The organism is Curtobacterium sp. VKM Ac-2922 (assembly GCF_022815645.1).
In the GTDB taxonomy this organism is placed as follows: domain Bacteria; phylum Actinomycetota; class Actinomycetes; order Actinomycetales; family Microbacteriaceae; genus Curtobacterium.
In genome coordinates this window covers 198,665-219,985 of sequence record NZ_JALGRO010000001.1, presented here as the reverse complement: position 1 = coordinate 219,985, position 21,321 = coordinate 198,665, and the positions used below count along the sequence as shown (strand labels likewise).

Below are 21,321 nucleotides of genomic sequence, written 5' to 3'. Positions count from 1 at the left end.
GTTCCGATGCTGGATCCGGCACCGGACCTCCATGCCGGTCCTGACGGATCCCTAACGCCCCGCCGCCCGACGCATGCGGTTCGCTGACGCCCGCGCCGCTTCGCGGAGCTCCGGCGGTCCCACGACGGTGAAGTCGGTGTCGAGCCCGGCGATCTGCGCAATCAGCGCCGTCCACGACCACGACCCCGTCGTCAGGCGGCACGATGTGGGCCCGGTCTCCTCGAGCACCGCGTCCGCGTCCAGGTACGGCGCGACGACGCGAGCGGCCACCTGCAGGTCGACGGTCCCCCGGCACGGCCAGACGTCGGCGCCGGACGAGCCCTTGAACCGGGCAGCGACGAACGCTGCCGGGTCGCCACCGGGTACGGGGCGCCGGGTGAAGGGGCGTCCCGTCGGTGCCCTCGGCGTGATCCGGTCGATCCGGTAGGTCCGCCAGTCCCGGTGCTCGTCCACCCACGCGAGCAGGTACCAGCGGCCGTTCCGCGCGATGACGGCGTGCGGCTCGACCCGACGCGACAGGGAACTGTCGGGCTGCCCTTGCGCAGACGCGTAGTCGAACCGCAGGACCTGCTCGGTCCGGACCGCGTCGCTGACGGCGACCAGGACCGACGGGTCGACGACGATGGCGCCGGGCGTCGTCACGACGTCGACCGCGTCGACGCGGTGCCGCAGCCGTGCGGGCATGACCTGACGGACCGCGGCGAGCGCCCGCGCTGCCGACTCGGCGATGTCCGCGCCCGAAGCCGGTGCGACCGCCAAGGCCAACGCGATGGCGACGGCCTGCTCGTCGTCGAACAGCAGCGGCGGCAGTTCGGACCCCGCGGACAGCCGGTAGCCGCCCGCTGGCCCCTTGAGCGCCTGCACCCGGTAACCGAGCGCGCGGAGCCGGTCGACGTCACGCCGGACCGTGCGCGGGCTGACCTCGAGCCGCTCGGCCAGCACATCCCCCGGCCAGTCCCGGCGCACCTGCAACAGGGAGAGCAGCGCGAGCATGCGGGAGGACGGGCCGGCCATGGATCCAGTATCCGTCGAGAAGCGGTCACGATCTGACCGCTTCCGTCGCCAGACTCGCTCACATGACGATCACCACGACACCCCACCTGAACTTCGACGGCTCCGCACGCCGGGCCCTCGACTTCTACGCGGCGGCCTTCGGCACCGAGGCCGTCGCCATGACCTACGGCGCGATGGGCGCCTCCGACGAACCCGACTGGGCCGACCGCATCGTGTGGGGCCAGGTGCAGAGCGCCTCCGGCATCCGCGTGATGGCCTTCGACGTGTGGCCCGGACAGCCGTGGGACCAGGGCACGAACGCCTCGTACGTGTACCTGAGCGGCACGGACGCAGACGAGATCACCGCCGCCTGGAACGGCCTGCTCCCCGGGGCCGAGGTCCGGCAGCCGTTCGGGCCGTCCGCGTGGTCGCCACTGGCCGGGCAGCTGCGCGACCAGTTCGGCGTCATCTGGGCGCTGAGCGTCGAGGCTCCGACTGCGTGATGGCCGATCCGGTTCGCGATCCCCGACGATCGCGGACCGGATCGGTCATCCGCCAGGAAGGACGTCCCCTGTCGGCACCCAGGTCGACACCGTGACGGCGGCCGTCACCGACGCGGGCGCGAACACGGCCCCGGGCGCGACGTGGTGGTGGCTCGGACCCATGTGCACCACGTCGTGCACGTCCTCGGCGGACAGCGCCATCGTCCACGTCAGGTCTTCGGACGACACCCGCGTGAACGACGGCGTCAGCGAGTCATGCAGTCGGCGGTCCTTCTCGGGGTCGACGTTGATCGTCGCCTCGGCGAGTTCGACCAGGTGCCCGGGACGCGGCGTCACGACGACGAGCACGCCGTCCGGGTGCAGGACCCGCGCGTACTCGCGCTGGTTCCGCGGGGCGAAGACGTCGAGCACGACGGCGGCCGCCGCGTCGACGACGGGCAGCCGTTCGGTGATGTCGGCGACGACCGCGCCGATCCGCGGGTCGACCCGAGCCGCGCGGCGGACGGCGACCGCCGACAAGTCCAGCGCGACCCCGAGCCTCCGGTCCGCTGCGCGCAGCGCGTGTGCCAGGTAGGTCCCCGGGCCGGACCCGACGTCGAGCACCACCCCCGGCGCATCCACCGACGCGACCACCGCGGCGAGCGCCCGCTCGACCGGCGCGTAGTGCCCGCGGCCCAGGAACCGGATGCGGGCGTCGACCATCTCCGGCGTGTCCGCGGTCAGTGCGCGGCGCTTCGCCGGCAGGAGCGTGAGGTGGCCCTGCCTGGCCTGGTCGAAGCGGTGCCCGGTCGCGCAGCCGGCCTGCCCGTCACCGGTGCGGGCGAGCGGCTCGCGGCAGACGGGGCAGGCGAGCACGGGGAGCAGGTCGTCGCGCACCGCACCAGCGTACGGGCGTCGCTAGCCTGACCGGATGTCGCTGCAGCAGCTCTTCGGTCTCGACGGACGCACCGCACTGGTGACCGGCGGGAGCTCCGGGATCGGTCGTGCGATCGCCCTCGCGCTGGCCGACGCCGGTGCGCACGTGGTGATCGCGGCGCGGACGACCAGCGCGATCGATGCGACCGTGGCCGCCGTCCGTGACGCCGGCGGTTCGGCCGCAGGGATCACCGCGGACCTGTCCACGCGTGCGGGCGCGCACGCCCTCGCCGATGCCGTCGGCGACGTCGACGTGCTCGTGCACTCCGCGGGGATCAACCTGCGGCCGCCGATGGCGGACCTCGACGAGTCGATCTGGGACGCGACGATGGCCGTCAACCTCGACGCCCCGTTCGTGCTCGGACAGCGGCTCGCTCCGGGCATGGCGGCACGCGGGTCCGGGCGGATCATCGCGATCAGCTCGCAGCAGGCGCACCGCCCGTTCGCCGCCAGCGGCGCGTACGGGGTCTCCAAGGCCGCACTGGAGGCCCTGGTCCGGTCCCAGGCAGAGGCCTGGTCTGGGCAGGGGGTCACCGTCAACGCGCTGGTGCCGGGATTCGTGCCGACCGCGCTGAACGCGCGGCTCAGCGCCGACCCGGTCGCCGTGGAGCGTCTGGCGGCAAGGACCCTGGTCGGGCGCAACGGGCTGCCGGAGGACTTCGCGGCCGCTGCGGTGTTCCTGGCCGGACCGGGGTCGGCGTACGTCACGGGGCAGTCGATCGCCGTCGACGGGGGCTTCTCCGTCCACTAGGTTCGCGACATGGCCGTCATCCACAACGCCGAACTCCGTCCGTCGAAGACCGAGGCGATGGGCAGCTGGTTGCCGTCGCAGCCATGGAGCGGCGTGGAAGCGGGGTCGGACGTCCTGGTGGACGGGCGGTTCCGGTTCGACGACCCGGACGGCCAGGTCGGGGTCGAGACGTACCTGGTGCACGTCGACGGCGGTCCGGTCCTGCACGTCCCGCTGACGTACCGCGGCGCTCCGCTTGCTGGTGCCGAGGACTTCCTGGTGTGCGAGATGGAGCACTCCGTCCTCGGTCGGCGCTGGGTGTACGACGCGGCCGGCGACCCCGTGTACGCGGACGTCCTGCGCCGGGCGATCGCGACCGGCGGGCACGAAGCCCGTCTCGAGTCGGCCGAGGGGGGCGAGGCACCTCCGGTGCTCGGCACGGCCGTCGGCAGTGGCTCCGCGGCGACGTCGCCGACCGTGCACGCGGTCACCCCGCGGACGGATGGAGCGCTCACCACCATCGACGACCTCACGATCCTGCGCGTCGTCGGGACGCCCCTGCCCGCTGGCGAGACGCTGACCGCGACGTGGAACGGGTCCGCACCGACCGTACTGGCCGTCCTGCGCTCCTGACGGGCAGCTCCTGACGGGGCTGCTCCTGACGGGTACGGGCAGGGCCCCGCTGGCGGCCACCACCCCTGGCAGGATCGGTGGGGTGAAGACACTGGAGTTGCCACAGACGGACCTGACCGCCTCCGACGTCGTCGTCGGACTGATGCGGATCAACGACATGAGCGACGAGGACATCCGATCGCTCTACGCTGCCTCGCGCGACGCGGGCGTGACGATGTTCGACCACGCGGCCGTGTACGGCGGCTGGCACGGCTGCGAGGAACGGTTCGGCGCCGCCGTGTCGCTGACGCCAGCCGAGCGGGCCGCGATCCAGCTGCAGACCAAGGTCGGCATCCGGCCCACGGCGAACGGCGCGTACTTCGACTTCTCGTACGACCACATCATGTCCTCGGTCGACGAGTCACTGACCGCGCTGCGCACCGACTACATCGACGTGCTGCTGCTGCACCGCCCCGACGCCCTGGTCGAGCCGGACGAGGTCGCCAAGGCCTTCGACGAGCTGCACGCCGCCGGCAAGGTGCACCACTTCGGCGTCTCGAACCACACCCCCGGGCAGGTCGAGCTGCTGAAGAAGTCGGTCACGCGTCCGCTGGCGTTCAACCAGGTGCAGCTGAGCATCACGCACGCGAACCTCATCACGCAGGGCCTGTCCGCCAACATGGGCGGCCTGGACCAGTCGATCGACCGCGACAACGACATCCTGAACTACTCGCGCCGCACGGACGTGACCCTGCAGGCCTGGTCGCCGTTCCAGCGGGGCTTCTTCGACGGGGTCTTCCTGGGCGACCGTGAGCACCACGCCGAGCTGAACGACGTGCTCGAGGAGCTGGCAGCCGCGCACGGTGTCACCCCGACCGGGATCGCCGTCGCGTGGATCACCCGCCATCCCGCGCACTTCCAGGTCGTCCTCGGCACGACGAACCCGCAACGCGTGCGGGACTCGGCCGCGGGCAGCGACGTCGAGCTCTCGCGCGAGGAGTGGTACCGCATCCTGACCGCCGCGGGGCACATCGTCCCCTGACCCGCTTTCCCCGACGGGTCCGCATCGGGCAGGGTGAGGTCGTGCTCCACGACCTCACCCTGCCCGTTCGTCTGTCCACCCGCTCCGGCGAGGTCACGCTGCGGTCAGCCGCACCCGAGGACCTCGACGCGCTGATGACCCTGCTGGCGGACGACCCGATCAGCGCCGGACGCGGCGACGTTGCCGACGAGGCCGACCGTCCCCGGTATGCGGCCGCACTCGACGCGCTCGTGACGGACCCCGCCAACGCGCTGCTGGTCGCGACGGAGGACCGGGACCGGCTGGTCGGGACGATGCAGCTCACGCGGATCCCCGGCATGGCGCGGCAGGGCGCGACCCGGCTGCTCGTCGAGGCCGTCCGTGTCCGCAGCGACCTGCGGTCGAGCGGGATCGGCAGCGCGATGATGCGCTGGGTGACGGACGTGGCTGCTCCGACGCTCGACGTGGGCCTGGTGCAGCTGACGTCGGACGCGGCCCGGGTCGACGCGCACCGGTTCTACGAACGGCTCGGGTTCACGGCGTCCCACGTCGGGTTCAAGTACACCGTCGGGATCACCGACCGGCGGCGTAGTGGTTCGCGACCTGGGCCGGCGTGAGCACCGACGTGTAGACCGCTGCGAACCGCATGGACCCGGTGAAGGAGAAGTTGGCCGGCTGCCCCGGCCAGTTGGCGATCGTGTCGTACCCGACCCGCCAGTACCCGGTGTAGTTCTCCGGCGTGGTGTACGCGGCGTTCGAGGCGACGAGCGAACCGTCGAGGTACAGCCGCATGCCGGTGGCGGCCGACATCGTCGCGACGACGTGGTGCCACGCGCCGTCGGTCACCGCGTTCGGCGAGGTGACGACCTGGGTGGTGGCGTTGAACGAACCGAAGACGAGCTGGCCGGCGGTGTTGATGTAGACCTGCCGGTCGTGCTGCCCGGAGACGGCGACCTGGTTGCTGCCGAAGCCGATGAGCAGTCCCCCGGCCACGGTCGTGCGGAACCAGACCTCTTCGCTGAAGGTCGTCGGGTTGGCCTTGGCGGTCGGGGTGGACACGAAGCTCGTCGAGCCGTTCAGCACGTACGCACTCCCGGTGTCGCGGGGGCACGCGATCGGCGACGGGGTGGCTGCCACCATCGAGCCCTGGTAGGTGCCGTTCGCGGCGGTCGTTGCCGAGTCGGCCGCGGTCTTCGCGCCGGTCGCCTCGCCCAGTCGGTACCGGAACGTGGCACCGGCGTCGTCCGCGTCGACGGCGCTGGCGCAGGTGAAGTACGCGGCGGTCCCGGCGGTGTTGCTGCTGTCCGTGACCTTCGCACTGAACGCCGAGCGGGTCGGGGCGAACTGGGCGAAGAGCACGACGACCGCCAGGGCCACGACGAGCAGCAGGGCGACGACCTTGCCGTCACGCAGTCGCGAGGCGATCACGAGGCACGCACCGCGTGCACGCGACCGACCATCAGGCACAGCACCAGGGGCACCAGGCAGGCGGCGATCAGGAGCGCCCACCCGCTGGGGTCGAGGGCGATGTTCGACGTCAGCTGGTAGCTGCCGTGGTGGTTGAGCTCGTGGATGACGACCCGGCCGACCTGGCCGTCGACCAGGTGGACGCTGTTCCCGCCGTGCGCCTGCACCTGGACGGGGAAGATGCCCGAGGAGACGACCGTCGCGACGACCGAGCCGGGGTTGGCGGTGTTGGTGATCGTGGTGACGTTGACGAAGGGTCGGAGGACGAACGCAGCGTAGGAGACGGTCAGGGCGCCACCGGCGATGCGGAGCGAGCTGCGGGTGATCCGGTCGGCGAACGGGCTGGTGAGGACCCAGATGAGCAGGGTGCCGATGAGCAGGATCGGTGCGGCGCGGAACAGCCAGCCGAGGTGCGGGACGAGCAACGCCGGCGTGCCGACGAGGTTCTCCTGCGTCAGCGTCCAGGGGTCCGTCGCGCCGTTCACGTCGCCGCGGGTGTGGATACCGCCGGCGCTGTCGATGTCGATGATGCGGTGCGTGTAGATCGTGTCCGGTGCGGCGCTGACGCGGAACGACACGATGTCGCCGACCTGCAGCGACGATGCCTGGACGGGGAGGTCGAGCACGAGGGTGCCGACCGGGGCTGCTTCACCCATCGACGGCGTCTCGACGACGAACATCCGACCACCGTTGGTCAGGAACAGAGCGGCTGCGGCCAGCAGCAGGGCGGCGAGGAGCGCGACCGTCCAGGCCAGGGTGACCTCGGAGCGGGTGGCGGTGGGGGCGCCGATGAGGGGACGGGAGAGGGTGCCGGTGAGGGGAGCGGCTGCGGTCTGGCTCATGGTCGTCCTTCCTCAGGCAGGTGGTGGTGGCGGGGTGACGGGCGACAACTCGGCCGTTTCGGGATCGGTCGAGGTGTCGCCCGTCGGGTGGGGACGAACAACGGGTCAGGCGGTGAAGGTCCAGGTCATCGGGACGGACGCTGCGAGGCCCTGGTAGGTGTTGCCGGCGCTGCTGTCGAGCGTGACGGCGAAGTTGAAGGGCACGGAAGCGCCGGCGGCGGGAGCGGCGGGCATCGTGAACGCGGAGGCTGCTGCACCCTTGAAGCTGGCGAGCGTGCCGGAGAACACGGTGGTCGAACCCGAGGTGATGACGATGTTCATCTTGGCGCAGAGGTCCGTGGCGGTGCCGTTGAGCGAGCCGTTGTTGGACTGCGTGCAGGTGGCGCCGGGGGTGAGCGTGAAGGTGCTGGCGGCGGCGCTGCCGGTGTTCTTGATCGTGATCGGGGTGTTGACGGTCACGCCCGGCGTCATCGTGGTGCTGCCGCCGAACTTGTTGATGGTGGAACACGTGGCCGAGTTCGTGGAGACCGAGCCACCGTCGGTGCTGAGGCAGGTGACCGACGCGTTCGCGTTCTGCTCCTGCATGACGAGCGTGCCGCTGGCGGCGGTGTTGCTGCTGTTGGTGATGCTCGCCGCGAACCCGGAGAGGGTGCCGGTGAGGGAGAGGGAGAGCAGGACGGCGGCGAAGATGCCCGCGACCAGCGCAACGGGCGCGAAGCGGAGGCGCTTGACCGGGGAGATGCGGTTCGGGTTGGACACGGGGTTACCTCGATGACTGTGTTGGGTGTTCAGGGCGTTTGCTTGATGATCAAGATAGCCAACCGTTCACACAATCGGAAGTCGAGAGACCTCCCCAGAGTGGGGGACAGGCCGGGGACACGTCCGCGAGGCCCCGGACGGGCCGTGCCATCCTTGGCGCAGCAGACCCGACAGGAAGCAGACCCGTGCCCGGAACAGCAGACGACCAGGCGACCGACGTCCTCGCGGCGTTCGACGCCGTCGTCCGCGCGGAGAAGGGCCTGGTGGGTCAGCTCAGCGCCCGCGCCGGCATCCACGAGACGGGCATGCGCGCGCTCACTCTCATCGACGACACCGGGTACTCCACCGCGACGGAACTCGCGGGCTACCTCGGGCTGACGTCCGGGGCGGTCACGAACATGGTCGACCGGCTGACGGATGCCGGGCTGGTGGAACGTCGGCCGAACCCGGCCGACCGGCGCGGCTCGCTCATCGTGCTGAGCCCCGCCGGGTCGTCCGTGATAGCCGGCGCACGCGCACGCTACGCGTCGGTGCTGCGCGAGGTCGGCGCATCAACGGGCATCGATCTGGCGAGTGTGTTCAACGACGTCGCGACCGGGCTGCTGCAGCAGAGCGCCGACGCGCAGCAGGGCACCGACGCGCAGCAGGCCTGACCGCGTCGTCGAGCAGCGCTCCGACGGACCGTGGCAGAGTCGTCCCATGGCGTGGAACGGGGCCACCGATGCCCAGCGGTACGGATCGACACTGCTCGACGGGGACCTCGTCCGCCTCCGCGCACTGGAGGACGACGACCTCGCAGACCTGGTCCGCTGGTGGCGAGACCCGGCATGGGCGGTGCTGCAACAGATCGTCGTCCGCCCACGACCGGACGCACCCGTCATCGAGATGTTCCGCACCTGGAGCACGAGCGAACGCAGCGGCGACGTGGGGTTCAGCGTCGTCGACCGTCGCTCGGGCACCCTCGTCGGCCACGTGACCCTGTTCGGTGGGAAACTCCCCGTCCGGGCAGCAACCCTCGCGGTGATGATCGGCGGCGAGCACGTCAGCCACGGCTACGGTACCGAGGCCGTCCGACTGCTCACCGACTACGGTTTCCGCGAGATGGGTCTCAACCGCATCGAGATCCAGGTCCACGCGTTCAACGACCGAGCACGTGCGGTGTACCGCAACGTCGGCTACCGCGAGGAGGGCGTGCGGCGCGAGGCGGTCTTCCACGACGGCCGGTTCCACGACGAGGTCGTCATGTCCGCGCTCGCCCGCGAATGGCAGCGACCGCCGTCCGACACCAGGACTGACGCGGACTAGATCCGGTCGCTCGGTGTCGGCCCGGTCTGGGGCTCGAGGAACAGCGCCGTCGCGGCGGGGTCGGCAGCAGCCCCGCTGACCACCTCGACCGCGATGTCCAGCCCGTGCGCGGGGTCCTCGTCGAGTTCGAGGCCGTTCTCGGTGGCCTTGTCCTCGGGGATCGCGAGACCCTTGGACGGATCGAACGCGCTGCTCATCGACATGCCACGAGCATGCCCGAGATCGATGGACAGCGCCTCCGAATCAGCGCTGTCCGTCCGCCGCGATCAGCTCGAGCTGGGTCACCACCATGTCGGTCTCCGGCGTGAACGTGAAGGTGGACCCGCCTCCGGCGATCCGGAACACACGCGTCTGCCCCGCCCACTCGAACACCGCACCCGTCACCGACACCGACGTCGACCCGAGCGACACCGACCACGCGGAGGTCCCCGGCGCAGCCACCGTCACCGTGTACAGCGACGCCGACCCAACCTGCACCGGGAACGACACGGTCGTCCCCGCGGCGAGCGCCGTCGCCGTGCGTCCGGTGTCGTCCGTCAACGCCGAGTCCCCGACGGGCAGCACGTCCACCGGGGTGTCCCGGTAGCCGTGCAGCTCCGACGCCGATGGCGGACGCGTGTCCGATGCCCAGCCGACCGGCACGTCGGACAGCTCGACGACGATCCGTGATGCCGCCACGACCACCGTGTGCGGGATGCTGATCGAGGTCCACGGGACCCCGTCCACGCTGACGGACGCGACGTAGGCGCCCGTCGGAGCGCCACTGGTCTCGATGACGGTGGGGGTGCCTCCTGGCGGGCGCAGCACGGTCCGCCGGACCGACGGCGGCACGATCACGTAGGACCCGCTCGCCGGTGCCAGCGGGTACAGGCCGATCGTCGCGAAGACGTACCAGGCGCTCATCTCGCCGTTGTCCTCGTCGCCGGGGTAGCCCTGGCCCAGGTCGGAGCCGACGAACAGGCGCTGCAGGCACTCGCGGACGATGCGGTGCGCGTCGTCGTGCCGTCCGGTGAACATCGGGAAGAACGGGATGTGGTGCGCGGGCTGGTTCGACAGGCCGAGCATGCCCATCCGCACGTCGCGTGCTTCGGTCATCTCGTGGATCGGGAACCCGTAGTGGCCGGAACGGTCCGTCGCACCCGTCTCGGGTTCGGCGAAGAACCGGTCGATCGCGGCGTCGAAGGCCTCGGGTCCGCCGTGCAGGTCGACGATGCCGGCGCCGTCGTGCGGCGCCGTGAACATCGTGCCCCAGGCGTTCGTCTCGGTGTAGTCGCCGCCCCACTGGGCGGGGTCGTAGCCCTCGCCTTCGCGCCACTGCCCGTCGGGCGTCCGGCCGATGAAGAACCCACGACGACGGTCGAACACGTTCCGGTACTGCAGCGACCGACGCGCGAACCACTCGGCCTCGGCGTCGTACCGCTCGCGCTCCGCAGCGTCGGTGGTGCGGTCCGCCATGGTGGCGGCCAGCACGGAGATGCTCCAGTCGTTGATCGCCGCGTCCAGGGTCCAGGACATCCCCTCGGAGGTGTCGGTGTCGACGTGGCCGCGGAACGCGCCCGGGAGGCTCCCCTTGCGTCCGACACGCTCGTCGCGCGGCGGGACGGTCGCGTTCTTCACCGCGCTGCGGTACGCCTGCTCGACGTCGAACCCGTCGACGTCCTTCGACACCAGGTCACCGAACACGGTGTCGCTCGTGGTGCCGGTCATGCAGTCCTCGGCGCCCGGTGCGCTCCAGCGCGGGGTCCAGCCGCCGTCGTGGAAGTGCTCCACGAAGCCCTGCGCCAGGTCCGCCGCCGTGTCGGGGGTCAGCAGCCCGAGCAGCGGCCAGGCGGTGCGGTAGGTGTCCCAGAACCCGTTCGTGGTGGTCAGGGCGGTGTCGACGACCTCGGGCCCGGGCTCGTCGCGGATCGGCGAGGCCAGGACGTCACCGTACGGGGAGCGGTGGTGCGGTGTGCCGGTCAGCGCGGTCTCGCCGGCGCGGTTCGGGTAGAGGAACAGCCGGTACAGGCCCGAGTACAGCGAGACGAGCTGGTCGTCGGTGGCGCCCTGGACGTCGAGCGTCGCGAGTTCGGCGTCCCAGAGCGCTTCGGCACGACTGCGCATGGCGTCGAAGTCTCCGGCGGCGGCGAGGTTCGCGCGCGCATCGGCGAACGACACCGTCGAGATCCCGAGCAGCACGTCGGTGTCGCCCTCGACGGCCAGCCAGCCGGACAGCACCTGGTCGGCGAACGCCGTGTGGTCCGCCGTCACGCCGGGGATGCGCAGGTGCACGAAGTGCGGCGGGGTGCCGGGACGGTCGTCCAGGTGCGCCTCGACCACGGCCGTGCCGTCGTCGTCGAGCCGCACCGTTGACTGGAGCACCCGGCCGTGGTGGTCGAGCACGATGCTGCGGACGCCCGTGAACCGGAAGCCCAGGGCGAACTCCCCCGCCGTCATCTCCGCGGTGACGCCGTGCTCGAGTGTCACGCGGTACCGGTGCGGGCCGTCGAGCTCGTCGTCGTGGTCGAACGCCAGGGCCCGGGCGGTCCGGTCGGCCTCGGGCGTGGACAGCGGGGACGGCATCACCTGGAACACGCCCCGGTCCCCCATCCACGGTGACGGGATGTGGCTGGTCGCGAAGGCCTGGATCGCTGGCCGGTCGTCGCTCGCCCGGTCGTGCTCCTGGTACGCGTACGGCCACCGGTTGCTGGCGGCGTCGGTCATCGGCAGGCCGAACACCCCGCCGTGCGGGATCCCCACCAGCGGCGCGTTGTTGCCGCGCGAGAACCGCGACGAGGCCTGCGTGCCGCGGGTGGTGCGGACGTGGTCGAGGGGCTTGGTGGCGGCGGGCCGGCGGGGCTGTTCGATGCGGACGTCGTCGAGCCAGCCGCGGAGGGCGGGCCGTGCGTCGGCGTCGGACGCACCGGGACGCACGTCGTCGGCGGGCGCTGCCGACGTGGCGGAGCCGAGCCGGGCCTCCAGGCGGTCGACGACCCGACCCGCGAACGGCGTCAGGTCGACCTCGCGCCGGTTCCACTGGTCGACCCACTGCTTGCGGGCCGCGTCCTGCGCGTCCGGGGTGAGCGCGTCACCGTACTGGTCGCGTGCCTGGTCCGATGCGCGGGAGCCGTCGGTGAAGACCACGTCGAGCGTGAAGGCCGTGGCGTCCCAGAAGTGCGGCAGGTCGTCGGGCGTGGGCTCGGTCGCGCCCTGGGGCAGGGTGCGCTCGGGGAACCACACCCACGACAGGCGCTCTCCCGCGGCGATCGCGTGTCCGGCGAAGCCCGGCACAGCGGCCTGCAGCTGCTCGCCCCCGGCTGGTCGCTCGACGAGGTACCCCGCACTCGAGGTGAAGCCGACGTGGTTCCTGGCTGCGACGGCCGTCGTCGGGCCACCGCTCCGTTGCAGTTCTCGCACGTCGTCCACCCTATTTGCTCCAGCGGATGGACGAAACCCGGTTGCGTCGTCGTCGCGCGGATCGCACCCCTGGTGGACGTCGCGCCCCCGGGAAACGGGGCGCGATGTCGTCACGGGGGTGCGATGCCCCCGCGCGGTCAGCCCTTGTTGTGCCCCGGCGCGTTGCCGGAGTTGCCCGGGCCCGCGTTCGAGCCCGGTCCCTTCCCCGCACCCGTGTTGCCGACCGGCGTCTGCACGGGCAGGGTCGGCTCGACCGAGGGCTCGGGACCGTTCGACGGCGCGGTCGGCTGCGAGGGCTCGTCGGACGGCTGCTGCTCGGGCTCCGACGGCTCGGCCGGCTGCGAGGGCTGCTCCGGTTGCGAGGGCTGCTGCTCCTGCGAGGGCTCGTCCGACGGCTGCTGCTCCTGCTGCCCCGGCGTCGACGAGTTCGTGGGCGCCGGGGTCGTGCCGCCGTCACCACTGCCACCACCGAGGGCGACCACCGCCCAGACGATGCCGGCGAGCACCAGCACGCCGACGATGACGAGCGTGACGATCTGCCCCGTGCGGCGTTTGCGCTCTTCGGGCGGATCGGCCTGCGGCGCGCGCGGAGCGACGGGAGCGCCACCGCCACCCGAGGTGCCGCCGCCCCGCTGGGCGCCGAGCACGGTGGTCGCGACGTCGTCCTGCCGGGAGGCCCCGCCCGCCGGCAACACGCGCGTCGCGTCGTCCTGTGGCCGGGCCGCGGGCATCGCCCGGGTCGGCTGGTCGGCCGCCATCGCCTGGGTGGGCTGGTCGGCCGAGGCCGACGCCGGGGTGCCGAGCACGGCCGTGGCCCCGGCCGCCCCTGCGGCCGCGGCCGCCGGGGTCAGGGTGCCCGGGCCTCCTGGCAGCAGCTGCGTGGCGGGCGCACCGTCGTCGTACGACAGCGCGCGCAGACGCTCCGCCGCCTCGGCGGCGGTCGGCCGCTCGGCGGGGTCCATCGCCGTCATCACGTGCAGCAGCACGCGCCAAGCCGTGGGCAACGAGGCGTCGATCTCCGGCGCCCGGGTGAGCCGGGCCGTCGCGGACTCGACCGCGCTGCCGGGGAACGGCATCCGCCCGGACAGGCACTCCAGCAGTACCAGCCCGAGCGAGTAGACGTCGGACTTGCCGCTGATGCCCTGCGCCGTGACCTGCTCGGGTGCCAGGTAGGCGGCCGTGCCCATCACGGTCCCGGTCCCGGTGACCCGTGCGGCGTCGCGGAGCAGCGCGATCCCGAAGTCGGCGAGCTTGACGTGGGTGCCGTCGGACTCCAGCAGCACGTTCGCGGGCTTCACGTCACGGTGGACGATGCCCTGCACGTGCACGGCCGCCAGCCCGTCGGCGACCTGGGCACCCACGCGGGCCGTGGTCGGGCGGTCGAGCGGGCCCTCGCGCAAGCGGGTCGCCAGGTCACTGCCGGGGACGAGTTCCATCACCAGGTACGAGTCGCCGTCGGCGTCGTCGAGCGCGGCGTCGTAGAGCGTCACCAGTGCCGGACTGCGCAGGCCGGCGAGCACCTGGATCTCTGCCTCGGCGCGCGCCCGCTCGCCGTGGTCGACCGCGCCCATCCGGAAGACCTTGACGGCGACCTCGCGTCCGAGTTGCTCGTCGACCGCGCGGTACACCGAGGCCATGCCCCCGTGTCCGAGCGTGCCGGTGACGCGGTACCTGCCGCCGAAGACCCGTTCTGCCATGCCCGGCAACCTACCGGCCCGACCTGACGGGCTGCGCGGGCGGGAGGGTCGCGGACACTCGAGCACCGTAGGCGGTTCGAGTCTGTACGCGACTCAGACCACTGACCTCGTCACGAGGTGAGATCAGCCCCCGGCCTCCGTCAGGACCCCCTGTGGAGAACCGACTCGGAGCCGTCCGGCGCGGTCTCCTCACGATGCCGCAGGGTCGTCAGGTACAGCCGGTGCGCCGTGATCACGATCGCCAGCCACGCCACCCCGAGGGCCCACGCCGCCAGCACATCGGTCAGCCAGTGGTGCCCGAGGAACACGCGCGAGCACCCCACGGACACGACGAACGCCGTGCCGAGCACCACCGTCCAGACCCGCGTCACCCGACGGCTCTCGCGGAGCAGCAACAGGTACACGATCGTGCCGACGACCACCGTCGCGTTGAGGGTGTGCCCGGACGGGAACGACGGAGAGTGCTCGTACGGCGGGACGGCATCGGCGAGCGGCGGACGGGCCCGGCCGATCAGGTCCTTGCCGGCGACCGTCATCAGCAGCGACCCCGCACTCGCGGCCACGAGCAGCACGACCGGTGTCCACGCACGACGCTGGATCGTGAACCCGACCAGGAACCCCAGCGCCACGATCGGCATCCCGATCGTCCCCGCGACGTTCGTCCACCACGTGACGACCGTGTCGGCACCGGGCGAGCGGAGCGTCATCATCCAGTCCAGGACCGGCCGGTCGAGCACGGCGGCGTCGTCCGCCTGGCGGACGCCCTCGTAGACCTCGGACGCGGCCCACGTCCCGATCGCGGCGACGGCGATGCCGATCAGCAGCGTGACGACGAGCAGCGGCAGCGCCCCGAAACGCTCGCCCAGTCGGACCCAGGCGCCGGCCGCGGTCCGGCCGGCGCGGGTGCGCCAGGTGGTCAGGTCGACGTCGCCGACGGTGCGGTGTTCTCGGCGGGCGTCCTCGGTCATCGACCCAGCCTGCCCGGCGGCGGCCGTGTGCGCGCAGACGGCGTCAGCGGCGACCGCCCGCTCGGACGGTCGCAGGCCGAGACGTGACCCGAACCACGTCGGTGGCGCGGAACACGCGAACGCCCTGGCGCTCGACCTCTGTCAGGATCCCGAGCTCGACGAGCCGTGCGACGGCATTGCTGGCTGCCTGGTAGGTCCTGCCTGTCGACCTGGCGAGCATCGGCACCGTGACGAACGGAGAACCGACCAGCAGGTCCGCGATGTCCAACACGATCCCGCGTGTTCCGCTTGCTCGGATGCGCTCGCGGTACTCCGCCTGCACCGCGAGCAGATCGGCCATCCGCGCGCCTGTGTCGATGGCGGATTGCTCGATGCCCTCAGCGAAGAAGGAGATCCAGGCGTCCCACGCTCCCGTGGCACTCACTCCTGCAAGCCCTTCCTGATAGCGCTCCCGCCGCGCTTCGAACCACGGAGAGACACTGAGCAGCGGTTGCGCCAGGGTTGCAGAGCGCATGAACTGCAGGACGATCAGCAGTCGCCCCAGGCGACCGTTGCCGTCGTTGAAGGGGTGGAGGGTCTCGAACTGGTAATGGGCCATCGCTGCCGCCACGACTGGGTCCATCTCCTGCTCCGGAGCGTCGTTGATCCAGTTCGTCAAGTCGCCGACCGCACTGCGCAGTGCGACTCCGGGTGGCATCGGCACGAATCGTGCCTCTTCGATGCCACCACCTGGGGATCCGATCGCAACAGGGACTTCTCGGATCCTCCCCGCCTGGGCGGTGTCTGCGGAGGTCCCGCGGACGAGTACGCCTTGCAGGTGCTCCAGCACCCCGACGGTGACTCCTCGGTCCTCCGCCCAACTGAACCCGAGTTCTGCCGTGGCGACGTAGTTCAGCACTTCGGAGAGCGCAGCCGATCGCCCGCCACCCCCGACCGCCTCGGCTGCAAGGACGTCGTCGAGCGGGGCGAAGGTGCCTTCGAGTGCCGACGTGCTCTGTGCTTCGCGGCTGAGGGTGGGTTGTCGGAGGATGCCGGGGTTCGGGATCAGCGACGCCCCTTGATCCAGAGCACCGAGCGCCCGGTTCGCTCGAGCGACCGACCTCCAGGTCGTCCCGCTCAGGAGCGGTTCCGTTCCGAGCAGGTCCGGTACGAATGCCACGTGCTCGTACGCGAGACCCGAGCGGCCGTCTGTCCCCGAGATCGGGACGAGCTGCCCCACGGGACTGTTCCGGAATCGAGCGACGTCCATCATGCAATTCTACGTGCCGATACTTGAAGAACTAGAGGCCAAGTTCAACCAATTCGCCCCAAAATTGAACTTACAGGCTTGTAATTCAAGTTCTGGCGTTCAGTCCTTCGCGCTGCCGTAGTCGTCGACGATCGTCACGGACAGCGGGAACGTGATCGGGAACGACCCGAACAGGATCCGGCCCGCCTCGTCCGCAGCAGCGACGACCTGCGCTGCCACCCACTCGGCATCGGCCGCCGGGGCGTGCACCACGATCTCGTCGTGCACGAAGAACACCAGGTGCGCGCCGTCGCCGAGCGGTCCGGTGTACCGCGCGGCCATCCGGGTCCGGAGCGACGCCATCCACGACAGCGCCCACTCGGCCGCCGTCCCCTGCACCACGAAGTTCCGTGTGAACCGCCCCCAGCTGCGTGCCCGCGACTCGACCGACCGTTGCATCGCCGGGGTCCCCTCGACCGACCACGCCCGGTTGCGTGCCTCGAACCAGGTCGGGTCGGGGATCGGCGACGTCCGCCCGAGTCGGGTCGTCACCGGCTCGCCGCGTTCCCCGGCTGCCGCGGCACGCGCCACCAGGTCGAGCGCCCGGGGGAAGGCCCGCGCCAGGCGTGGCACCAGACGCCCGCCCTCGCCCTGGGTGGCGCCGTACATCGCTCCGAGCATCGCGCCCTTGGCCTGTTGCCGGGTCTCGACGGCGCCGGACGCCACGACCCCGTCGTACAGGTCGCGTCCGTCGCCCGCCCGGGCCATGTCGAGGTCGCCGGCCATCGCCGCGAGGACCCGCGGCTCGAGCTGTGCGGCGTCCGCCACGACGAGCTTCCAGCCGTCGTCCGCCACGACCGCGGGACGGATGGTCTTCGGCAGCTGCATCGCTCCCCCGCCGTTCGCCGCCCAGCGCCCGGTGACGACCCCGCCGACCGCGTACTCGGGGTGGAATCGTCCGTCCCGCACCCACTCGTCGAGCCATCCCCACCCGTTCGCCGTCATCAGCCGGTACAGGCGCTTGTACTCCAGCAGCGGCTCGATGGCGGGGTGCTCGAGCTGCTGGAGCTCCCACTTGCGCGTGCTGTCCACCACGAGTCCCGCGCGCCGCAGCGAGCGCAGGACGTCGGCCGGTGAGTCCGGGTTCAGCCCCGGGTCGTCGAGTGCTGCACGCAGGGTGTCGGCGACCTCCTCGAGCCGTCGGGGCCGCACGCCGTAGGGCACCCGCGGTCCGAGGGCGTCCTCGAGCAGCCGCTCGTGCACGTCGGCGCGCCAGGGCAGCCCCGCGAAGCGCATCTCGGCGGCCACGAGCGCACCCGCGGACTCGGCGGCCACCAGCAACCGGAGCGCGCCCGGATCGGTCGACCCGGCGATCGCCGCCAGCTGTGCACGGAGCTCGGCCACGGGGTCGACGTCGTCAGCGACGGGCGTGCCGGCGAACAGCGCGTCGTCGAACAGCGCCGCCTGGGTCGGTCGCGCCGGGCGTTCGGGCGGTGTCGCGCGGTCCCACGACGACTCCGGCGCCGCCTGCACCGCGGACCCACGAGCTGCGAGCGCCCCACGCAGGATCCGGTGCGCCAGCCGCAGGTCGACGCACCTGGCGACCCGACCACCGGCGGCCAGCACGAGCGGGTACCACCGCGCGGTGTCGTCCCACACCCATCGCACGCCGGCAGCCTCGTGCCGTGCGACGAAGGCCGGCAGGTCCGCGTCCGTCACCGTGGACGGTGCCCCGTCGGGCGCTCCGGCATCGGTCAGGGGCGTCGCGAGGACGCCGCCGTCGGCACGGCTGAGGACGAGGTGCACGCCGACGATCATGCCGTGTACCACCGTCCGTGCGTGACAGCGGTTCAGTCACCCGGCCGACGACACTTCCACCCAGCGGCCGATGTCCACGGCCGTCCCGTGCTCGATGGTGGGGACATGACCACCGTCACACCACGTCACCACCGGCCTCCGCAGGGCTCCCCGGCCCCCGGGGCGTTCGCCGTCGTCGCCCTCGGGATCATCGGCGTCACCGCGATGGCCCTGCTCGCGATGGCGGTGCTGCTGACGCCCTGACCCCGGTTCAGCGGCGGTCGCGGCGGTGCGGGTCCGTCCCGCCGGGTCGCACGGCCGCCGAGTCCGCGACGTCGATCCGCACGGTCCCGTCCGCGAGCTCGTCGACCTCGACCCGTGGCGCCTCGTCGTGGTCGTTCGAACCGGACATCCGGCGGAGCGTGTCGTGTCGCCGCTCGTCGAACGTCATGTCGACGCCGTCGTCCAGGTGGTCGCGGTCCGGATCGCTCATGACCGCGACGGTACGCCGCCGTGTCTGGACACCCTGGTCGCGCCCGCGCGACCAGCGCCGACCTCAGCCCGTCGTGCCCGAGTGCCAGCGCATCGTGGTCCCCTGCATCAGCACCAGGTCACCGTTCGTCCGCATCTGCAGCTGCATGCCCTTCCCGCCGTACCGGTTGGTCCGCGTCGACCACTTCGCCCCGCCGGTCGCGTCGTAGAGCACGACGTTGCCGTCGGCCTGCACGCGGAGTGAGGCGTTCCGTCCACCCGACACGGCGAACACCGTCCTGCCGTTCAGGACGATCCGCAGCTGTCCGTCCACGCGCAGCAGGAACTGCTGGCGCCCGGCCGTGTCGCGGATCTCCTGGCCGGGCACCAGGCTGCCGCCCGGCACCAGCCGGTCGCGTGCCGCCGGGGCCTGCTGCCAGAGCACGGTGCTGCCCCGCACCAGCTGCACGACACCCAGGTCGGTCACCTGCAGGGTCGGCGCGGCACCGTCGGTGGGGGTGCCCGCGGTCCAGACCGGTGCACCCGACGTGGAACGGATCACGAGCGTGCCGTCGGTCCCCACCGTGAGCGTCGCCCCGGGTGACCGGGTCGGCGTCGACCAGAGCACGCCGCTGCCGCCCCACTCCACCAGCCGCCCGTCCGTCTGCAGGTCGAGCCAGTACAGCCCGTGCGGCGACCGGATCGAGGTCCCGGACGGCACCGCGACGGCCGACCCGGTGATCCCGGTGGCCGTGGCACCGGCGGCGGCCGCCGACCCGGCCGGAACCGCGGGAGTGGCACCGGATCCGCCCGACCCTGCGGCAGCGCACGATCCCGTCGGGAGCACCCTCGCCAGCGCCGCCCAGTTCGGCGTCCCCAGTCCGGTCGCCCGGTCGTGTCCCCGCGCCGCGACGTACTTGCCGCTCGACCCTGACGTGACGTCGCGGAACGCTCCGGGGTTCGCGTAGAACGTCTGGTGCAGGTCGCCGATCCCCTGCGTGCAGCCCCGTGCGCTCAGCGTCGCGGCGAGCTGTCCCGCCACGACCGGCGACGCCAGGCTCGTGCCGCCACCGGACACGAAGCCGTGCGCGGTGCCCAGGGAGATACCGAGTCCCTTGGTCGGATCAGCCGTCGAGGCGATGTCCGGCACCAGGCGCTTGGTGCCCGAGGTGCCCGGGCCGGTCTGCCACGCGGGCCGGGCGTACGCGGTCGAGGTCCCACCGCCGCTCGCACCGTACGCGTTGCCCCATGCCGTCTCGCGGGTCCCCGATGCCGAGGTCGTCAGCGAGGTGCCGCCCACGGCGACGACCGCAGGCGACGAGGCCGGGTAGGTGACCGAGCGCACCGAGGTCCGCGGACCGGTCGGGCAGTCGGCGCCGTCGTCACCCGAGGCGACGAAGACCGTGGCTCCCGCGGCGACGATCCGGTCGAGTGCGTCGTCGAACGCGGCACGGGCGCCGGCCGAGGTCAGTGACTCGCACGATCCCCACGACACACTGACGGCGGTGATGCCGGCCTGCTGCACGTCGTCGGCGATCCGGCTGTAGCTGTCGTAGATGCCCTGGAACGAGTTCGGTGCGACGTAGACGCGCTGCCGTGCCGCCGGGGCGGTGGCCAGCAGCGCCTGCTGGTCGAGTGCGACCTCGGTCTCGCCGCCGCTGCCGTCGAACCGGTGCACGTCGGCACCGTCGACCGCGATCTGGTCGATCGCGGGGACGGGGCGGCCGACGGCGGCGGCCTCGGCCACCAGGTCGTTGCGGTCCCACCCGGAGAACTGGACGGTGGCGACCGTCGTGCCGGCACCCGCGTTCGCGTCACCGGACGCGGCGTACGCGCGTGCCAGGTCGGCGGGCGCGTACCCACCGGGGACGGCGGCGTGCGCGGCGGCCGGACGCGTGTCGAGCCCGAGGACGGTGGTCACGGTGTCGCCGAACGACGCGGGCAGCACCGGGTCGTTGGTCGGGTGCATGCCGTCGCCGGAACCGAGCAGCTGGACGCCGAACAGTGCCTCGGCCTGGGCCGCGGTCCCGGTTGCCTCGAGCTCCCAGGTGTCCAGGTCCGTCACCGTGAACCCGGCGGCGGCGAGCGCCGTCCGCACGAGCGTCCCGTGCTGCTCCGCGGGTGCGACGGCGTCGACTGCGTCACCGCGGTCGTCGACACCGGCGCCGGCGGTCGCCGTCGGCAGTTGCCGGAGCGCGGCGCGGTCGGTGGGACGCAGCACGACGGTCAGGTCGACCGCCGTGTCGGCCGGGGTCCTGCCGGTCGTGGGACCGGCAGGAGTCGGGAGGCCGCCGGTGCTCGCGGGCGCCGGGGTGGGCAGTTCGGCCGCGGATGCCGGGGCGGCGAGGCCGACGGCGAGACTGCCGGCCAACGCAGTCACCGCGAGCAGGGCGAGGGGGCGGTACGGCATCGGTGGTCACTCCATGACTCGGTCCGGTGCCCGGTCCGTGGGCACGCGCCCATGCGGTGCGCCTGGGTCGCCAGCACGCTAACGCGTGGCAGCGCGACGCGTCGCGCCCCCGTTCGGGTCGAGCCGTTCGGGTCGACCTGGAGGCCCGGTGCACGCCCGCCCCCGTCGCCCGCGACCGTGGTCGGTCGGGTTCAGTGCCGTCGGGCC

At 72.2% G+C, this 21,321-nt stretch carries 21 protein-coding genes; 8 read left to right on the top strand and 13 right to left on the bottom strand.

Annotated elements, in window-relative coordinates; all coding sequences use genetic code 11:
- Positions 1 to 51 precede the first annotated feature (51 nt).
- Positions 52 to 1,014: a YafY family protein gene (locus MT346_RS01005; RefSeq protein ID WP_243560838.1), complete on the bottom strand. Its 963-nt coding sequence runs from the start codon at positions 1,012 to 1,014 to the stop codon at positions 52 to 54.
- Positions 1,015 to 1,076: 62 nt separating this feature from the next.
- Here MT346_RS01005 and MT346_RS01000 point away from each other — a divergent pair, with 62 nt between their 5' ends.
- The gene (locus tag MT346_RS01000) at positions 1,077 to 1,496 is read left to right on the top strand and encodes a VOC family protein (protein ID WP_243560836.1); all 420 of its coding nucleotides are present in this window, start codon (positions 1,077 to 1,079) and stop codon (positions 1,494 to 1,496) included.
- A gap of 45 nt (positions 1,497 to 1,541) precedes the next feature.
- On the opposite strand, the gene MT346_RS00995 is transcribed toward MT346_RS01000, so the two are convergent.
- On the bottom strand, positions 1,542 to 2,372 hold the full coding sequence (locus MT346_RS00995) for a putative RNA methyltransferase (protein WP_243560834.1): 831 nt from the start codon (positions 2,370 to 2,372) through the stop codon (positions 1,542 to 1,544).
- A gap of 34 nt (positions 2,373 to 2,406) precedes the next feature.
- On the opposite strand from MT346_RS00995, the gene MT346_RS00990 reads away from it, so the two are divergent.
- From MT346_RS00990 to MT346_RS00975, 4 genes are all read left to right on the top strand, one after another.
- Positions 2,407 to 3,162, top strand: coding sequence for an SDR family NAD(P)-dependent oxidoreductase (locus MT346_RS00990; RefSeq protein ID WP_243560832.1), 756 nt, complete (start codon positions 2,407 to 2,409; stop codon positions 3,160 to 3,162).
- A 9-nt stretch (positions 3,163 to 3,171) separates the two neighbouring features.
- Positions 3,172 to 3,774: a hypothetical protein gene (locus MT346_RS00985; RefSeq protein WP_243560830.1), complete on the top strand. Its 603-nt coding sequence runs from the start codon at positions 3,172 to 3,174 to the stop codon at positions 3,772 to 3,774.
- An 82-nt stretch (positions 3,775 to 3,856) separates the two neighbouring features.
- Positions 3,857 to 4,795, top strand: a complete 939-nt coding sequence (locus MT346_RS00980) for an aldo/keto reductase family oxidoreductase (protein WP_243560829.1) — start codon at positions 3,857 to 3,859, stop codon at positions 4,793 to 4,795.
- Between the two features lie 41 nt (positions 4,796 to 4,836).
- A complete protein-coding gene (locus MT346_RS00975) occupies positions 4,837 to 5,391 on the top strand; it encodes a GNAT family N-acetyltransferase (protein ID WP_243560827.1) in 555 nt (184 codons plus the stop codon).
- Here the strand turns inward: MT346_RS00975 and MT346_RS00970 are convergent.
- The 3 genes from MT346_RS00970 to MT346_RS00960 form a co-directional block, all read right to left on the bottom strand.
- On the bottom strand, positions 5,348 to 6,202 hold the full coding sequence (locus tag MT346_RS00970; RefSeq protein ID WP_243560825.1) for a LamG domain-containing protein: 855 nt from the start codon (positions 6,200 to 6,202) through the stop codon (positions 5,348 to 5,350). The genes MT346_RS00975 and MT346_RS00970 overlap by 44 nt on opposite strands.
- A complete protein-coding gene (locus MT346_RS00965; protein WP_243560824.1) occupies positions 6,199 to 7,083 on the bottom strand; it encodes a S26 family signal peptidase in 885 nt (294 codons plus the stop codon). Before MT346_RS00965 ends, MT346_RS00970 begins: the two co-directional genes overlap by 4 nt.
- Before the next feature lie 105 nt (positions 7,084 to 7,188).
- Positions 7,189 to 7,842 (bottom strand): hypothetical protein, encoded by a 654-nt coding sequence (locus MT346_RS00960; RefSeq protein WP_243560822.1) that lies wholly within the window; start codon positions 7,840 to 7,842, stop codon positions 7,189 to 7,191.
- Positions 7,843 to 8,027: 185 nt separating this feature from the next.
- Here MT346_RS00960 and MT346_RS00955 point away from each other — a divergent pair, with 185 nt between their 5' ends.
- Both MT346_RS00955 and MT346_RS00950 read left to right on the top strand, forming a co-directional pair.
- On the top strand, positions 8,028 to 8,495 hold the full coding sequence (locus MT346_RS00955; RefSeq protein WP_243560820.1) for a MarR family transcriptional regulator: 468 nt from the start codon (positions 8,028 to 8,030) through the stop codon (positions 8,493 to 8,495).
- 46 nt (positions 8,496 to 8,541) lie between these two features.
- Positions 8,542 to 9,147: a GNAT family N-acetyltransferase gene (locus MT346_RS00950; RefSeq protein WP_243560819.1), complete on the top strand. Its 606-nt coding sequence runs from the start codon at positions 8,542 to 8,544 to the stop codon at positions 9,145 to 9,147.
- Here the strand turns inward: MT346_RS00950 and MT346_RS00945 are convergent.
- The 6 genes from MT346_RS00945 to MT346_RS00920 form a co-directional block, all read right to left on the bottom strand.
- A complete protein-coding gene (locus MT346_RS00945) occupies positions 9,144 to 9,350 on the bottom strand; it encodes a hypothetical protein (RefSeq protein WP_243560818.1) in 207 nt (68 codons plus the stop codon). The two genes, MT346_RS00950 and MT346_RS00945, sit on opposite strands and share 4 nt — an antisense overlap.
- Positions 9,351 to 9,390: 40 nt before the next feature.
- On the bottom strand, positions 9,391 to 12,543 hold the full coding sequence (locus MT346_RS00940; RefSeq protein ID WP_243560816.1) for a GH92 family glycosyl hydrolase: 3,153 nt from the start codon (positions 12,541 to 12,543) through the stop codon (positions 9,391 to 9,393).
- Positions 12,544 to 12,680: 137 nt separating this feature from the next.
- A complete protein-coding gene (locus tag MT346_RS00935) occupies positions 12,681 to 14,240 on the bottom strand; it encodes a serine/threonine-protein kinase (protein WP_243560814.1) in 1,560 nt (519 codons plus the stop codon).
- 140 nt (positions 14,241 to 14,380) lie between these two features.
- Positions 14,381 to 15,208, bottom strand: coding sequence for a phosphatase PAP2 family protein (locus tag MT346_RS00930; RefSeq protein WP_243560812.1), 828 nt, complete (start codon positions 15,206 to 15,208; stop codon positions 14,381 to 14,383).
- A gap of 43 nt (positions 15,209 to 15,251) precedes the next feature.
- Positions 15,252 to 16,427: a Fic family protein gene (locus tag MT346_RS00925; protein WP_243560810.1), complete on the bottom strand. Its 1,176-nt coding sequence runs from the start codon at positions 16,425 to 16,427 to the stop codon at positions 15,252 to 15,254.
- Positions 16,428 to 16,556: 129 nt separating this feature from the next.
- Positions 16,557 to 18,242 carry a bifunctional 3'-5' exonuclease/DNA polymerase gene (locus tag MT346_RS00920; RefSeq protein ID WP_243560808.1) on the bottom strand — a complete coding sequence of 562 codons (1,686 nt, stop codon included), beginning with the start codon at positions 18,240 to 18,242 and terminating at the stop codon, positions 16,557 to 16,559.
- A 117-nt stretch (positions 18,243 to 18,359) separates the two neighbouring features.
- On the opposite strand from MT346_RS00920, the gene MT346_RS00915 reads away from it, so the two are divergent.
- Positions 18,360 to 18,497 carry a hypothetical protein gene (locus tag MT346_RS00915; protein WP_243560807.1) on the top strand — a complete coding sequence of 46 codons (138 nt, stop codon included), beginning with the start codon at positions 18,360 to 18,362 and terminating at the stop codon, positions 18,495 to 18,497.
- Between the two features lie 7 nt (positions 18,498 to 18,504).
- On the opposite strand, the gene MT346_RS00910 is transcribed toward MT346_RS00915, so the two are convergent.
- Both MT346_RS00910 and MT346_RS00905 read right to left on the bottom strand, forming a co-directional pair.
- The gene (locus tag MT346_RS00910; protein WP_243560805.1) at positions 18,505 to 18,726 is read right to left on the bottom strand and encodes a multidrug transporter; all 222 of its coding nucleotides are present in this window, start codon (positions 18,724 to 18,726) and stop codon (positions 18,505 to 18,507) included.
- Between the two features lie 63 nt (positions 18,727 to 18,789).
- A complete protein-coding gene (locus MT346_RS00905) occupies positions 18,790 to 21,114 on the bottom strand; it encodes a hypothetical protein (RefSeq protein ID WP_243560803.1) in 2,325 nt (774 codons plus the stop codon).
- Positions 21,115 to 21,321: the final 207 nt, after the last annotated feature.